This is a genomic window from Limosilactobacillus pontis, assembly GCF_002940945.1.
Lineage (GTDB): Bacteria > Bacillota > Bacilli > Lactobacillales > Lactobacillaceae > Limosilactobacillus > Limosilactobacillus pontis_A.
On sequence record NZ_PNFV01000003.1, the window covers coordinates 23,525 to 38,221 of the forward strand.

Sequence of the window (14,697 nt, forward strand, 5' to 3'; positions counted from 1 at the left end):
CCGTGGAATCACTACTAAGTTTTGGGTTGACGCTGATCTTTCTGGCAGAGAGCTTCTACGAGGTGCGACTATACCTCTTTCTACAATTTGTCGCCCAGCACCATCCTCAAGCAGCCAGTCGGCGCCGTCTCCAAAGGATTCTGCGAATTGAACGTGTCTGGAACTGGCTTTCCTGGCTATTCATACTGGCGCTCATCGTCCTGCCTGCTCACTACGCTATCCTGCTGGTCAGCGTCATCACCTTGATAGAGACGGTTATTGTTCAACGAATGGATCGTATCAAGCAAAAGCTAAATCTATAATAAAAGGCTGCCGCAAAGCTCAGATGAGTCTTGCGACAGCCTTTTTGCTATATTTTAAAACTTAATCTTACCAGCTATAATCAGGATCAGGGCCACTACCCCGAGGATTGCAATGATAATCATGGCGATCCGTTCGCGGTGGTTAAGACGGTCTGCCGACTTGATAAAGAGCGGAATACCTAATGCAAAGATCAGGGCACTGGCAAAAACATACTCAATCCCAGAGGCAAACAAGGTATAGACCGAATAAATGCTTGCTAAGAGTGCTACTGTCTTGAAGAAGATCCCCCGCCTTTCACCAAAGGCCACCTTAAGACCATACAAAGCTGAAAGCAGGTAGGCCACCAGGGTCATCGCAGCCGCCAGAGTATAGGCGATTGTGTACGCCTTCTGGAGCTGTGGTACAAGGAGGACCACTAGGAAAACCTGCATCAGCAGGGTATAGACAATTAGGGAGAATCCCGGAATATCATGTCTGTTGACTAAGGAAAATGGTCGTGGCATGTCATGGTCCATACTGGTGACGTAGACAATCTCTGGACCAATCATATACCAGCTCAGCAGGGCACCTAATAAGGAGATCAGCAGGCCAATCTTGATAATATCGGCCCCAATTGCTCCAATTGGTGTTGCCTCCAGAACTGTGGCCAGTGGCACCGCAGACTTTGCCAACTTATCAGCTGGGAGGATTCCCATTGGCACCACAGAGATCACGATATAGAGGGCTAGGACAATCACAAAGCTAATCATCGTAGCCAGTCCCACGTCAGCCGGCTTCTTCGCCCGCCGTGACATGGAAACTGCCGCCTCAATACCGACAAAGCACCAAACAATTGTACTCATCGCAGCTCCCAGTTGGTGTGGCAATGCGACCGGCTGCTGGTTGGAAGCCAGGATCGTCGTCCAGTGCGGCACGGTAAAGGTTCCCCAGTGAAAAAGACCAATTCCAACTACCACAACCAACAGGAGAGGCAGGATCTTGGCAATCGTGATTACGGCATTCAGGATGCTGGCGCCCTTAATCCCCCGCCAGGCAATCAGGGCATAGAGCCAGATAATAATACTACCACCAATAAAGCACCCCAATGATGATAACTGGTGGCTCCCCAGCATGCTGTTCACAGTCTTGAAAAAGAGAGTGATAAAGGCAATGTTGCCGAAGATTGAACCAATCCAATAACCCCAAAAAGAGTTGAACCCGGCATAGTTACCAAATCCTTGCTTAGCGTAGGTATAGATACCCCCCGTCAATTCCGGCTTATAAATCGACAGCTCATAGAAAACCAGGGTCAGCATCAGGACCCCAAAGCCTCCCAGCAACCAGGCCAGGACTGCTGACAGTGGGTTAGCTTTTAAAATCAAGTCAGTAGGGCTGTTGAAGATTCCCCCACCGATAATCGTTCCAATAATTAAGGTGATTAAGAGAAACAAGTTTAATTTCTTGTCTTTCACCTTAATCACCTCAATTCATTAAATATTTAATTGTTATTTTACTCGTTTAATTAGCTAATAGCAATTGTTCCATTAGCAACAAGCCAGATAGCAACAATGGATAATACCAGGATCAACGTCATGACCCACTTTTCAGCAACAGACATCTTGTGACTGTTTTCCTTGCATGCCAAGTAGTAGATGTAGAAGCCAGGAATGAAGCTGATAGAAACCAGCAAAACTTCTTGCCAACCAGCTAAGAACATGCATGCGAGCATAAATGCTGCAGAGAGTAGACCAATCGTGAATTGACCCCATTCACTGTGTTCCTTACTGTACTTCATTTGGTAAAGACCAACGAAGAGGTAAGAGAACAGGATAGCTGCGGCACAAAGGGAATAAGCAAATTCGTAAGCCTTTTGTGTGAACAACAGGGAGAACAGGAAGATCGTCTGCAATACACCAGTGATCATCAGAGAAGCCGTTGGAGCATTCTTGGCGTTGGTGTCACCCCAGAGCTTTGGCATTGCCTTGTCTTCGGCAACCAGCATCGTCGTTTCGGCTGGCAGCATCGTCCATGACAACCAGGAAACAATCGTGGAGATGATCAAACCAACGTTGATCAAAATTGAACCCCAGTTACCAACAGTCATCTGAAGAACATGACCAATGGCTGGCTGACCCATTCCAGCTAATTGAGCCCGGGTCAGAACACCGTAAGGCAGAATGGAAATCAATACGTAAGCTAATACCAAGAGGCCGTAACTAATCAGCGTAGCCGCTTGGGCATCTTTCCGTGACTTAGCACGGTGGCCCATGACGGAGGCACCTTCAACACCGATAAATACCCAGATCAGTGTCATCAGGGTACCCTTCATTTGGCTCCAAGTAGAACCAGTTGTCGTTCCCTTGGAAGCATTGTTGGCAACCCGGCCCCAGAAGTCGGCAGTAAACATACCGCTCTTGAAGCTGACAATCATGATGATAATGAAGATAATCAGTGGCAGAACCTTGCAGATCGTCCCGATCATGTTAACGAATGAGGCCGTTTCAACACCATTGTTAACCAGAATAGTCAATAACCAGCAGAAAATAATAGCTACAATAATTGACGGAACGTTCTGTCCACCCTTAAATACAGGGAAGAAAGTCCCCAGTGAAGCCATCAGCATCGTGGCAAAGGCAATGTTACCCAACCATGCTGAGAGCCAGTAGGACCAACCAGAGATGAACTCACCCATTGGTCCAAAACCAGCGCCGGCATATGAGAAGATCCCGGCTTCAAGGTCTGGCCGCTTTTCAGATAAGTTGTTCAGTGAAAGAACTAACATCAAGAAACCTAAACCTGCAAAGATCCAGGCAAGCAATGCTGGACCTGGTGCAGCGGCAGCTGAGACATCGCTAGTGATCCCAAATATCCCAGTACCAATACATGAACTAACAATCAGGGCAATTAATTCGCCCTTACCGATACCCTTTTTCTCAGTATCCATCAATATCCCCTCGTTTCTACACAATACGTGCATTAATGTGCTTTGCAATCAGATTATAGACCAGTTTGGCATCCGCATTATCCTTGCTAATAATGATCAAGGTGTCATTTCCCGCGATTGTTCCGACAACTTCCGGAATATCAAGCTCGTCGAACATCCCCGCTAGAATTGTTGCATAGCTCGAATTCAGGGCCGTCTTGACGACGTTTAAGAACTGCACCGTCTCAATCGTCCGAACATTATCATGAATGCCCTGATAAAGGCGGTTGAAGTCATGCTCTGGAGCCAGGTGCAACTGAACATAGTAAGTATGTCCCTTCCCATCATTTGCCTTAACAATGTTAAGCGCATGAATATCACGAGAAATGGTCGCCTGAGTTGTTTCAACTCCGGCCTCTGTAAGAAGCTGCAACAACTCATCCTGGGTCTCAATCTTTCGATCATTGACTAGTTGCTCAATAAATTTCCTTCTCGCTTTTCGATCCATCCGCGGTCCCTCTCAATAAAGTGATTACACCTAAATAATACTAGAAAAAGCAGCAAAATTATACCCTTTCCTCGCGATTGTCCATGAGTCAAGTGGATAATGTTTGCTGCTTTTAGTTAGCTAAAATTACTTTTTAAGATCTTCACGAACAAGTGGGCAGGACATGCAACGTGGACCACCACGACCACGAGACAATTCACTTGACCGAACCTCATGAACGAGAATTCCGTGCTTACGCAGCAAATCATTTGATACATAGTTCCGGTCATAAGTTACAACTTCACCTGGTGCAATGGTCAAGGTGTTGGAACCATCATTCCACTGTTCACGTGGGGCAACAATTGGGTCACCGTTACCAGTAGGAATCAGGTCGATTTCTGGTTCATTAAGCGCTTCTTCCAGAACGTGTTGTAAGTCAGTCCGGTGCTTAATCTCAATCTCGCCGTCCTTACCTGGGTGCAGAATGTAAGTATCAACCTTACCATGTTCATCCAAGATTTGCGGGTGAACAGTGAACTGGTTGTAGTTGATCATCGTAAAGACGGTGTCCAAGTGCATCATTGCGTGGTTGTGTGGAATGTGAATAGCAATAACCGTGTCGTAGTTGGAATCCTTGAAGAGGTTCCGAGCGATGTCCATAATGGCATCGGCTGACGTCCGTTGTGAAATACCGATGGCGAATACGTGGTCACTAAGTACCAGTTCATCCCCACCTTCAATCCGGGTGTCGTGGTAACGATCACGCCATACATGTACGCCCTTGTTGGCAAAGCGTGGGTTGTACTTGATGATGTATTCAGTGAAGAGCGATTCACGTTGACGAGCCTTAAAAGTCATGTGGTTGATGGTAATACCGTCACCAATGGAAGCTTGTGGATCACGAGTGAAGTAGGCATTTGGCATTGGATCCATGAAGAATGGGTAGTCCTGGTCTTCAGCCATTTCAGCAAGTGAAACAAACTTAACATCAATCTCGTCCTTACGAACACCAGCGATGATCTTGTCAACCATTGCTTGGGTGTCCATGCTTAACAAGTATTCCTTCAATGCATCGTGAACAGCACCAGCTGCATGGCCGGATTCTGCCAGCATTTGTTCAAGGAACTTGTCCTTAACTTGACTATCTTGCAGGGCTTCTGCAGCTAACTTGGCGAAGTATAATACTTCAATTCCTTGCTTGCGCAGCGTGTCAGCAAAGTAATCGTGTTCTTCTTGTGCAATTGGCAGGTATGGAATGTCATCGACAAGCATCCGATGAAGGATGTCAGGGTAGACATTTTCAATTTCGTGCCCTGGTCGGTGAAGCATAACTGTCTTCAGCTTTCCAATTTCAGATGTTACATGAATTGGACTTTGCATATACAATCACTCCTTTAAGAGATTCACTTGATTACGTAATATATCATAACACGATTGTAACCGTTGTCAAATGCCCATTTACCAATATTTTGTGTAGTTATGCAACTGGATGTATCATTTTAAGTCCGCTCCCTCATTTTATGCATTACATTGGGAACAGTTGCATATTCTGCGCCTAATGTATACATGAAAGTTGAATAATAATTTCACAAACTTTTTATTTATTCTTCTCTCGTAGGTAAGTTGCGTAAATGCGATCACGCCGGTTCAGGTATTCTTGGTTGTCTGCTGTCGGGTGAACCCGGTTGGAGAGGAAAATAAATCCCTGATCGGTCTGGCGGTCGAGGATCAGCCAGGTTCCGGTGAAACCAGTATGACTGATCAGAAGGTGACCATCGGCCCGGTCGTGAAGCAACTTCCATCCCAGCGACCGGCTATGGAACCCAGGGATCTTAGTTTGATCGACAAACATTGCATCGATCAGCTCAGCATTAAGCAGATTGCCTAAGTGATTCTCAATCAGCTGGCGGCCAAAGATTGCCAAGTCGCTAAGACTGGCGAAGAGACCTGCACAACCGCACCGAGTGCCCAGAATGTTGCCCTTGGGATCATGTACCCGGCCACGGATCAGTCCTCGTCCTGTTTGAATCTCCGTCGGCACTGCCGCAACCGGATCAGGATGAAAAGTTGCCGTGGTCATCCTCAGCGGCTTCAGCACTCGTTGAGTAATCACATCCTGGACCGGACAACCACAGAGCCGCTCGATAATCCAGCCAAGGTAGAGGTAATTGACATCGGCATAGCGGATCTGGCGATTCAGGGTGCTGTCGACTGTCTGCCGAGTGAGAAAGGCCGTCATCAATTGGTCCGATGTTAATGCATCGCGGTGTGGAATATAGCCGTGAATCCCGGAGGTGTGGGTCAGCAGGTTACGGATGGTTGGTCGTGGATCGCTAAATTCCGGCAGGTATCGCTGAACAGGATCATCAAGGTGAAGGCACCCTTCTTGGATGAGCAACGCCACCACGGGAACCGTCCCCACTACCTTAGTCAAGGAGGCCAAGTCATACACCATCCCCGGTCGAAGTTTCTCCCTGGTCGGTTCAAGCTGAGCCCAACCACGACTCATCGTCCACTCCTGAGCACCATCAAAGATCAAATAGGTCATCCCCGGGATCACCCCATCGTCGACCATCGCATTCAGCTGTTTAATTGTTTCTCGATATCGTTCCATCTATCTGTGCTCCTTTAAAATATCCTTTTTATTTTACAACCTGACATGGTGAAAAGATAATTTCCTTCAAAAATAAAAAAAGCCGCCCAATTAGGCGACTTGATATCAAATTTGTTGGCCCATGAACTGGCTATTATACAGATCGGCATAGAAACCGTTGGCCTGCATCAGCTGGTCATGATTACCGGTCTCAATGATGTGACCATGGTTAACCACAATGATCTGTTCAGCGTTACGAATTGTCGACAGGCGGTGCGCAACTACAAAGCTTGTCCGTCCTTTCTGCAAGGCATTCATAGCGCTCTGAATCAGGGCCTCCGTCCGGGTATCAACCGAACTGGTGGCCTCATCAAGAATCAAAATCTCGGGGTTAGCCAGGAAGGCCCGGGCAATCGTCAACAACTGACGCTGCCCCTGTGAAATGTTGGAGGCCGACTCGTTCAGGACCGTCTGGTAGCCATCCGGCAGCTCTCGAATGAAGCTGTCAGCGTAGGCCAGCTTGGCTGCTTGGTAGACCTCCTCATCACTGGCATCCTCACGTCCAAAACGAATGTTATCCATGATCGTCCCGGTGAATAGCCAGGTATCTTGAAGGACCATCCCAATGTGCTGGCGTAACTCGTGACGAGTCATCGACCGGGTATCATGGCCATCAAGGTAGATATGCCCACCCTGGATATCGTAAAAACGTTCCAAAAGGTTAATAATGGTAGTCTTACCGGCACCTGTTGGCCCAACGATCGCCACCATGTGTCCGGCTGGCGCCGTTAGGCTGAAATCCTCGATCAGGGGCTCATCCGGCTGGTAACTAAACCGTACATCTTTGAAGGCGATCTTCGGTACCGGTGTGGTGGTCAGCGGCTTATCAACGACCAACTCTTCGCTCATCTCAGGCTCATCCAAAACAGCGAAGATTCGCTCAGCGGAGGCCACCGTCTGCTGAATGGTACTGCTCAGGTTGGCAATCTGAGTGATTGGCTGGGAGAACTGGTTCGTGTACTGCAGGAAGGCCTGAACATTACCAAGGGTAATCTGACCGTGGATGACCTGGATGGCTCCCACAACTGCCACTAGCAGGTAGCCAAGGTTTCGAATGAAGTTCATCAGGGGGAAGATCAGGATGGAGAAGAACTGAGCTTTCCAAGCAGCCTGGTAGTAGCTGTGGTTCTTCTCGGCAAACTGCTGCTCCTCATCAGCTTCCTTATTAAAGGTCCGAACAATCGTATGTCCGGCATAGGTCTCCTCAACCTGGCCGTTGATTCTCCCCAACTCAGCTTGTTGACGACTAAAGAGCCGCTGAGCAGTTGGGGCCACAAACGCAACAACGAGCAGACTTAGTGGAATGGTAACCAGCGCCACTAAGGTCAGCTTCCAGCTGATTGTGATCATCAGGATTAAAACCCCGACAAAAGTGATTACACTGGTGATGATCTGGATAAAACTCTGCTGAAGGGTCCCGGCAATGTTGTCCATATCATTGACCATCCGACTCATAATATCCCCATTGCTATGGGTATCATAGAAGCTGACCGGGACCCGGCCCATCTTCTCCTCCAGGTCCTGACGCAGGTTGTAGACCACCCGTTGGGATATCCTGGTCATGATAATCTGCTGGGCAAAACTAAAGAGTCCTGAGAAGACATACAAGAGGATGACTGTAACCCCGATGATCATAATTCGGTGAAAGTCAATCGGCAGGCTGGTCAAATGGTGACCGGCCTTAATTGACGCGTATCCCTTCATCACTCCGTTATAAATTATCGTAGTGGCCTCCCCAAGAATCTTCGGGGCGATGATAGAGAGAATAACCGAGACAATCGCCAGAAAGATGGAGAAGATGACTCCACCCCTCCACGGCCGAAGGTAATCGATTAGGCGTTTAGTTGTGGGCCAAAAATGCTTTGGCTTCCTAGTCTTGGCTGGTGCGTGCCGCACGTTCCTCATCCCCCTTCTGAATTTGTGAGTCAACAATCTGCTGGTAGGTCTTATTATGGGCCTTCAATTCGGCGTGCGTTCCCTGACCAACCACTTTCCCATCATCAAGCACGATGATCAAGTCCGCATCGGCTACGGTAGAAACCCGCTGAGCAACGATCACCGTCACGGCCTGTTGGATCTGTTTGTCCTGACGCAGCGCCTGCCGCAATGCAGCGTCGGTCTTAAAATCAAGGGCCGAGAAGGAATCATCGAAGATATAGATTGAGGCCGGTTTGATGATCGTCCGGGCAATCGCCAACCGCTGGCGCTGACCTCCGGAGAAGTTACCACCATTCTGCTCAACGACAGCATCCAAGCCACCCGCCTCTTTGACAAAGTCAGCCGCCTGGGCGATCGCCAGGGCCTGCCACATCTGTTCATCAGTCGCTTGGGCGTTTCCAAACTGTAGGTTAGATCGAATCGTTCCAGTAAAGAGAACTGCCTTCTGCTGGGTGATAGAGATCACCTGATGAAGATCGTGCTGACTAAGCCGTTCGATCGGCTGACCGTCAACCTTAATCCGGCCACGTTCAATATTGAAAAGCCGTGGAATCAAGTTGACTAGGGTTGACTTACCGGAACCAGTCCCCCCAATAATTGCCAGGGTCTGTCCAGCCTTGACCTTAAAGGTAAGATCCTGGAGGGCAAGTTTCTCTGCCCCGTCGTAGCGAAAGTCAACGTGGTCAAAGCTGAGAGTGGCTGGATGAGTTGGGTCAATCTTAGTCTGCTCATCTGTCGGCAGATCGGCTACACTGATTGGCATCTCCAGGACGGCGTTAACCCGGCTAGCCGAGGCCGAGGCCCGGGGAACGAAAACAAAGACCATCGATAACATCATAAAGCTAATCATGATCTGGGTAGCGTAGGTCATGAAGGCAATCAAGTTCCCCACCTGCATTGTCATATTGGCGATTAAATGACTCCCCAGCAAAATGATGCCCACGTTAGTCAGGCTAAGGATCAGCGTCATTACCGGAAAGAGAAAGGAGACCAGGGTAAAGGCTTTAATCCCGGTCTGCGTGTAATCCTCGTTGGCCGCCTTGAAGCGGTCCTGCTCACGTTCCTCCTGACGAAAGGCTCGGATGACCCGAACCCCGGTTAGCCCTTCTCGAAAGACCAAGTTAATTTTATCAGTCTTCTTCTGGATGCTCTTGAAGAGGGGAACTGCAAAGTACATTACGATTATCACGGCAATGGCCAGGATCGGCAGACTGATCAAAAAGACCCGAGTCAGCCGTGGCTCCCGCACATAAGCGAGTACACAGGCAGCCACCAGCATGATCGGTGACTGAAGCATCATCCGTAACACCTGAACCATCACATTCTGAATTTGAACAATATCGTTGGTCGACCGTGTGATTAGCGAGGAGTCCCCAAAGGCATTAACCTCCTTGTTGGAGAAGCGTAGTACCTTGCTGAAGATCTGCCGACGGAGTTTCTCCCCCACCTGCATCGACTGGGTCGCGGCAAAGTAGACATTCCCGGCTGCAGCTACCAGACCGATAGCCGCCACAAGCAGCATTAGACCACCTTCACGCCAAATAAAACGCATATCCTGTTGCATGATCCCCTTGTTAACAAGGTCGGCCGTGATCGTCGGCAGGTAGAGATCACAGGCAACCTGAACCAATAGAAAGATTACGGCCAGGGTGGTTGCCCACCAAACCAGGTTCTTCTTGGCAATCTTAATCACTCTTCGTCATCCCTTTCGTTATTTTTTGTGAATGTTTCACCATTATATTTATAAAGCTGGGCCTGCATCTTATCGACGACGCGCACAAACTGTTGGCGTTCCTGAGGACTAACTCCGGTGAGGAGCTGACGGGCGAACGCGGCTCGCTGTTTCACCAGTTTAGCCCGGAAATTCTGCCCCTGTTTGGTTAGGAAAACCCTTATAACGCGACGATCGCGCTCATCGCGCCGCCGTATTACATATCCGTTGCGTTCTAAACGTTCCAGGACCTCGGTCAACGACCCCGGTTTGACACCGGCCAGCGTAGCCAGTTCCCGCTGAGCACATCCCTCATGATGAGCAATCAGATCGATAATGAGGCCCTGTCCCCGAAAGTTAGAGGCCTGCTCTGTACACTGAATCGTGCTATCAATATTCTTAATCAGGTCGGCCAACCGTCTAAAGAACTCCTCATCGGTAATTGCCATGCTCATCATCTCCTTCAAAATAGTTAGGTGCATAACGATTGATTATTTTACTACTAAACGATAAAAATTTAAAATAAAAAAGTGTCCGAGAATAATCTCGGACGCTTAATATATTTATGGTTCTTCGCTAAGGGTTCCCGTTGTATCTTGACCACCAGCTGGTGTAGACGGTACATTATTCTCATGGACTGGCCGGGTGCTTGTACCACTACCACCACCATAATTACTGCTACCACCGTTGTAGTAATGATTTCTGGATGAACTCCCGTTATTCCCTCTTAGACTTGTGCTGGTATTGCTGTTGCTCCCTCCGCCATTATTGCTACTATCAGCTGTACTAATACTATTTGCTGAATTGGCACTGCTAGAAGCCTTGGCACTGCTACTTGAAGACTGACTCGTAACAGATGAAGTACTACTGCTGTCAGATGATTCGCTATTTGTTTGTCCCTTGACCTTCAGGTGCTTGACAATCTTCTTGTCTCCACGCGTGGCCGTGATGTCGTAAGTCCCTGGCATGTCAAAGGTGAGTGAACGAGTGACAGTATCATCGCCCTTGCTTGGCTTGAAAGTCTTCACAACCACACCACTTCGGTGACCCTTGATTACAACCTTGGTCTTTGCTGAAATCAAAAACTTAACCTTGGCCTCGCCATTATCATTCATGCGAGCTGTCTTCTTAAACTTGAGCACCACGTTGCCTTCATCATCGTCATCATCAGCTGTTGGTTCCACCGCCGAGGATGACTCACTGCTCTTTACCGGTGCTGCATTATCCTTATGGCCGGTAAACGAGGTAACCCCAATTCCCACCAGACTGCCGACCAGAAGAATAACTAACAGCCAGTTGATAGTCACTCGACTACTGCTGACGTAGTTATAGCCTCGCCGCGTATCCTTGACCTGACGGACATAGCGCATAATCAGCAGGACGGCGGCAACAATTGCTATGATTATCAATAAATTCTTAATTCGCATAATTTAAAACACCATTACTTATCATTACTTATTCCAAATAATTTAACCAATACAATGAAATTTTACCATGAACGACACCAGTTTTTAAGAGTAAATTACAAATTAGCAATAGGCCAAACTAAAAAATGCCCCTGCACCATTAAATATGATGCAAGAGGCATTCCTAATAAATCACCCGCACGGGGATCGAACCCGTAACTCCGCCTTGAGAGGGCGACGTCTTAACCAATTTGACCAGCGGGCAATGTCCTGTAACGTACAAGATAGATTATACGTTAGACCGTCAGAACTGTCAATCAAAATTTTTGATTTTTTGAAATACTATGTTATTCATAGGACAATTCCAACAGGTAAGCCCGCTTAGCCGGCAGGTGCGAAGTCGTCACCCACACATCATGGTAAATCGGCTGCTCGCAATTAGTCTTGGCAAAATAATCATCAAGCAGATCCTCATTTTTTGCCACAAAATCGTTCGACAAACGGTTAACCATCAGCGACAGTTTTGGAAAATAGTACCCTGCATCCGCAATCTTCAACCGATCATCAATTGCGAGCATAATTGTGTTGGTGTAACGTGGCTGCTGCATCACGATTAACTCGGGATGCCGCTTGATCTTTGTTAAAACATAATAAATCGAATCAGAATTGCTTGCCATTTCTCTTTCTCCTTGTTCTAACCATTATTGTAACAGAGACTGTTAGTTAAAACAAAAAATCGCAATTCAAACATAAAGATTGAATTGCGACTCTCAAAAATAAATTGGGAATACTGGGTTCGAACCAGTGATCCAGGATTCAGAGTCCTGCGCCTTACCGCTTGGCCAATTCCCAATGACGTTGTCTCATACAACAGTCATTACTATACTGAATATTTCATGATTAGTCAACCCTTTTTCCTAACTCTTTTTGAAATTTCTTTTTTTGAGCGGCAATCCGGGCCTTAGTTATGGCTACAACAGTCGTTGTAGCCACTCCATCGCACCAGTATTCGACGTCTGCCTTAATCTGCCTCTGCGATGCCAGATCATAATCGTGCCGTAAATAGTTATAGTTAGTCCGGCTGTCTTGATTTTCCCAAACTGTGGCCATGATAAATTGGCTTCGGGTCCGCTGAAGGCCTTCTGATAGGTCGTCAGCGGGGATTGCTACCACATCAACAACCTTAGCCGTAGAAATCGGCGGCATGGGCTTACCACTAGGCAGGTAGGGGGCAACTGGCACGTTAATCAGCGCCCCACGCATCACTTCTTGCCAGTTTTTGCGAGTAGCCAACCGATGCTCTAATCCTGGTTCAACATCATTTGCCACCAGGTAATCGCGCTGCTCACCCCAACTCAGTATGACGTGAACCTTAAAAGCATGTGCCATGTTACTCCCTCCCCAATCTTTACTTTTATTTTACCGCATGCGTCCCCGTCTTGTGAATTAGTTCATAATCAATTTATCAAATTACTACCAAGTTTTCCATCAAATAATCATAATTATGGACAACAATAGGTAGAGTATAATAAACTCTCAATTATTAGGAGGTGGTCACAATTCGCAAACATCTATTCTTGCCCTTAGTTTACCTGCTTGTCTTTGGTGCCCTTATCTGGTCCTATCAGAACAGCCCGCTCTTCCAACAACATACCAACGTCGCTATCCATGACCTTCAGGTACTTACCTACAACGGTCTCAACAAGTTGACAGGAAGCAAACCGGCGACGAATGAGCAACGGGTTGATCCGAGCCACACCACTGCCACAACAACCGGGGCACGCTGGCCACAAGCAACGGCAACAGTCTACATCGATCTCAGCAACTCAATCCTCCGCAATGCCGCAGAGTCGGCTCTCAGTCAGTGGAACCGGACTGGCGCCTTCACCTTCAAGCAAATCAACGATAAATCCAAGGCCGATATCACGATTACGGCTATCAATGAAAACAACAATAACGCTGCAGGATTAACTAACTCAACAACCAATGCGATGACCGGCTACATCACCCATGCCGATGTCCAGCTTAACGCCAGCTACCTGCTCAATCCCAGCTACGGCTATTCTCAGCAACGGGTAATCAATACGGCTGAACATGAGCTAGGCCACGCTATCGGTCTTCAACATGCCAACGAACCCTCGGTTATGCAACCAGCTGGTTCCTTCTATACTATCCAGCCTGCTGACGTTACGGCCGTTAAGAAATTATACGCGCAAACGCCCCATACTGGCGATCAGAATAGTGGGAACGAAAACAGCAGTAACCAGCAATCGGTTCGTAATAAAAAGCTGTCCACCTCAGCAAAATGAGGCGAACAGCTTTTCATTATGCAATTTTACTATCATCATGGTGAACCGGGATTCGAATATTGATCGCCAGCACAGCAATGATGACCAGGATTGAGCCAAGCACATCGGCCCCAGTCATGTGCAGGTGAAAAATCAACACGGACCCGATTGTAGCAGAAAGCGGCTCAAAAGCATCCATCAGGCTGAAGGTAGTCGCGTCAATGTACTTGAGCGAATTGTTAGCCAACTGGAACGGAATCAAGGTCCCAATCACTAAAATACCAAGCCAACAGATCCAAACAATCGGCATGTTTGGAACGTGCGGCTGGCTAGGGTGGATTGCCAGAAGAGATAATCCAGCAAAGAGGAGCCCCCATCCAGTAACCACCAGTGATGGCACCCGGTTAGTCCGTAGCATCTGTTGGGGAATTAGAGTATTAGTGGCTACCCCAATGGCTGCCACCATCCCCCAAAAGAGGACCAACGGTGTAACCGCCAGATGATTCACCTTACCATGGGTAGCAATAATGAATACTCCGGCAAAGGCAATGATGGCACTGATGATTTCAATCCGACGGGGCGGAATATGACGAAAGGCCGCCAGGTAGGCAATAATAAAAAAAGGCCCCACAAACTGCAATACCGTTGAGATCGAGGCGTTCCCGTACTGGACCGCCATGAAATAACCATACTGAACCGGTACCAGGCCAAAGAAACCATAAGCAAAGATCACCCAGGCATCGTGCAAATTATGAAAGATCTGCAATGGGTGGTCGCCCTTAAACTGACTGAGAAACAATAAGATTACACCAGCCGAAATCATCCTAGTCTGTGTCACCCACATCGAGGTGATGCTGGTACTCACGTTAAAAAGGGCCTTGGCAAACAAGCCCGAAATTCCCCAAAAGGTACAGGCTACGATGATCATGACCGTCCCCAAGATTTTTTTATTTGTCATAACATTCCACTTTCCAATCTAAAATTTCCACAAGTGCCATTCTATCACAAT

14 protein-coding genes and 2 tRNA genes are annotated in these 14,697 nt (G+C 47.7%); 2 read left to right on the top strand and 14 right to left on the bottom strand.

Features of this window, described 5'->3' with window-relative positions:
* Positions 1–2: 2 nt before the first annotated feature.
* Complete coding sequence (locus CK797_RS03065) at positions 3–302, top strand: hypothetical protein (protein WP_104688343.1); 300 nt, start codon at positions 3–5, stop codon at positions 300–302.
* Positions 303–356: 54 nt separating this feature from the next.
* Here the strand turns inward: CK797_RS03065 and CK797_RS03070 are convergent, their stop codons facing one another.
* The 13 genes from CK797_RS03070 to CK797_RS03130 form a co-directional block, all read right to left on the bottom strand.
* A complete protein-coding gene (locus CK797_RS03070; protein WP_225365012.1) occupies positions 357–1,754 on the bottom strand; it encodes an amino acid permease in 1,398 nt (465 codons plus the stop codon).
* Positions 1,755–1,804: 50 nt separating this feature from the next.
* Positions 1,805–3,226, bottom strand: a complete 1,422-nt coding sequence (locus CK797_RS03075; protein ID WP_104688345.1) for a basic amino acid/polyamine antiporter — start codon at positions 3,224–3,226, stop codon at positions 1,805–1,807.
* Positions 3,227–3,242: 16 nt separating this feature from the next.
* Entirely contained in the window at positions 3,243–3,713 is a 471-nt protein-coding gene (locus CK797_RS03080; RefSeq protein WP_104688346.1) for an arginine repressor, read from the bottom strand.
* 126 nt (positions 3,714–3,839) lie between these two features.
* Positions 3,840–5,072: an arginine deiminase gene (gene arcA / locus CK797_RS03085; RefSeq protein WP_104688347.1), complete on the bottom strand. Its 1,233-nt coding sequence runs from the start codon at positions 5,070–5,072 to the stop codon at positions 3,840–3,842.
* Positions 5,073–5,289: 217 nt separating this feature from the next.
* Entirely contained in the window at positions 5,290–6,306 is a 1,017-nt protein-coding gene (locus CK797_RS03090; RefSeq protein WP_104688348.1) for a serine hydrolase domain-containing protein, read from the bottom strand.
* A gap of 105 nt (positions 6,307–6,411) precedes the next feature.
* Positions 6,412–8,250: an ABC transporter ATP-binding protein gene (locus CK797_RS03095; protein WP_104688349.1), complete on the bottom strand. Its 1,839-nt coding sequence runs from the start codon at positions 8,248–8,250 to the stop codon at positions 6,412–6,414.
* Positions 8,216–9,976: an ABC transporter ATP-binding protein gene (locus CK797_RS03100; RefSeq protein ID WP_104688350.1), complete on the bottom strand. Its 1,761-nt coding sequence runs from the start codon at positions 9,974–9,976 to the stop codon at positions 8,216–8,218. The genes CK797_RS03095 and CK797_RS03100 overlap by 35 nt, the downstream gene beginning before the upstream one ends.
* Positions 9,973–10,443: a MarR family winged helix-turn-helix transcriptional regulator gene (locus tag CK797_RS03105; protein ID WP_181049510.1), complete on the bottom strand. Its 471-nt coding sequence runs from the start codon at positions 10,441–10,443 to the stop codon at positions 9,973–9,975. Before CK797_RS03105 ends, CK797_RS03100 begins: the two co-directional genes overlap by 4 nt.
* Positions 10,444–10,557: 114 nt before the next feature.
* Positions 10,558–11,421 carry a hypothetical protein gene (locus CK797_RS03110; RefSeq protein WP_104688352.1) on the bottom strand — a complete coding sequence of 288 codons (864 nt, stop codon included), beginning with the start codon at positions 11,419–11,421 and terminating at the stop codon, positions 10,558–10,560.
* A gap of 171 nt (positions 11,422–11,592) precedes the next feature.
* A tRNA-Glu gene (locus CK797_RS03115) sits at positions 11,593–11,665 on the bottom strand.
* A gap of 82 nt (positions 11,666–11,747) precedes the next feature.
* Positions 11,748–12,077: a hypothetical protein gene (locus tag CK797_RS03120; protein WP_104688353.1), complete on the bottom strand. Its 330-nt coding sequence runs from the start codon at positions 12,075–12,077 to the stop codon at positions 11,748–11,750.
* Between the two features lie 104 nt (positions 12,078–12,181).
* A tRNA-Gln gene (locus CK797_RS03125) sits at positions 12,182–12,252 on the bottom strand.
* Between the two features lie 48 nt (positions 12,253–12,300).
* Positions 12,301–12,789 (bottom strand): hypothetical protein, encoded by a 489-nt coding sequence (locus tag CK797_RS03130; RefSeq protein WP_104688354.1) that lies wholly within the window; start codon positions 12,787–12,789, stop codon positions 12,301–12,303.
* 188 nt (positions 12,790–12,977) lie between these two features.
* On the opposite strand from CK797_RS03130, the gene CK797_RS03135 reads away from it, so the two are divergent.
* Positions 12,978–13,709, top strand: coding sequence for a matrixin family metalloprotease (locus tag CK797_RS03135; protein WP_225365013.1), 732 nt, complete (start codon positions 12,978–12,980; stop codon positions 13,707–13,709).
* Between the two features lie 16 nt (positions 13,710–13,725).
* Here CK797_RS03135 and CK797_RS03140 read toward each other — a convergent pair whose 3' ends face one another.
* On the bottom strand, positions 13,726–14,646 hold the full coding sequence (locus CK797_RS03140) for a DMT family transporter (protein WP_104688355.1): 921 nt from the start codon (positions 14,644–14,646) through the stop codon (positions 13,726–13,728).
* Between the last annotated feature and the right edge of the window lie 51 nt (positions 14,647–14,697).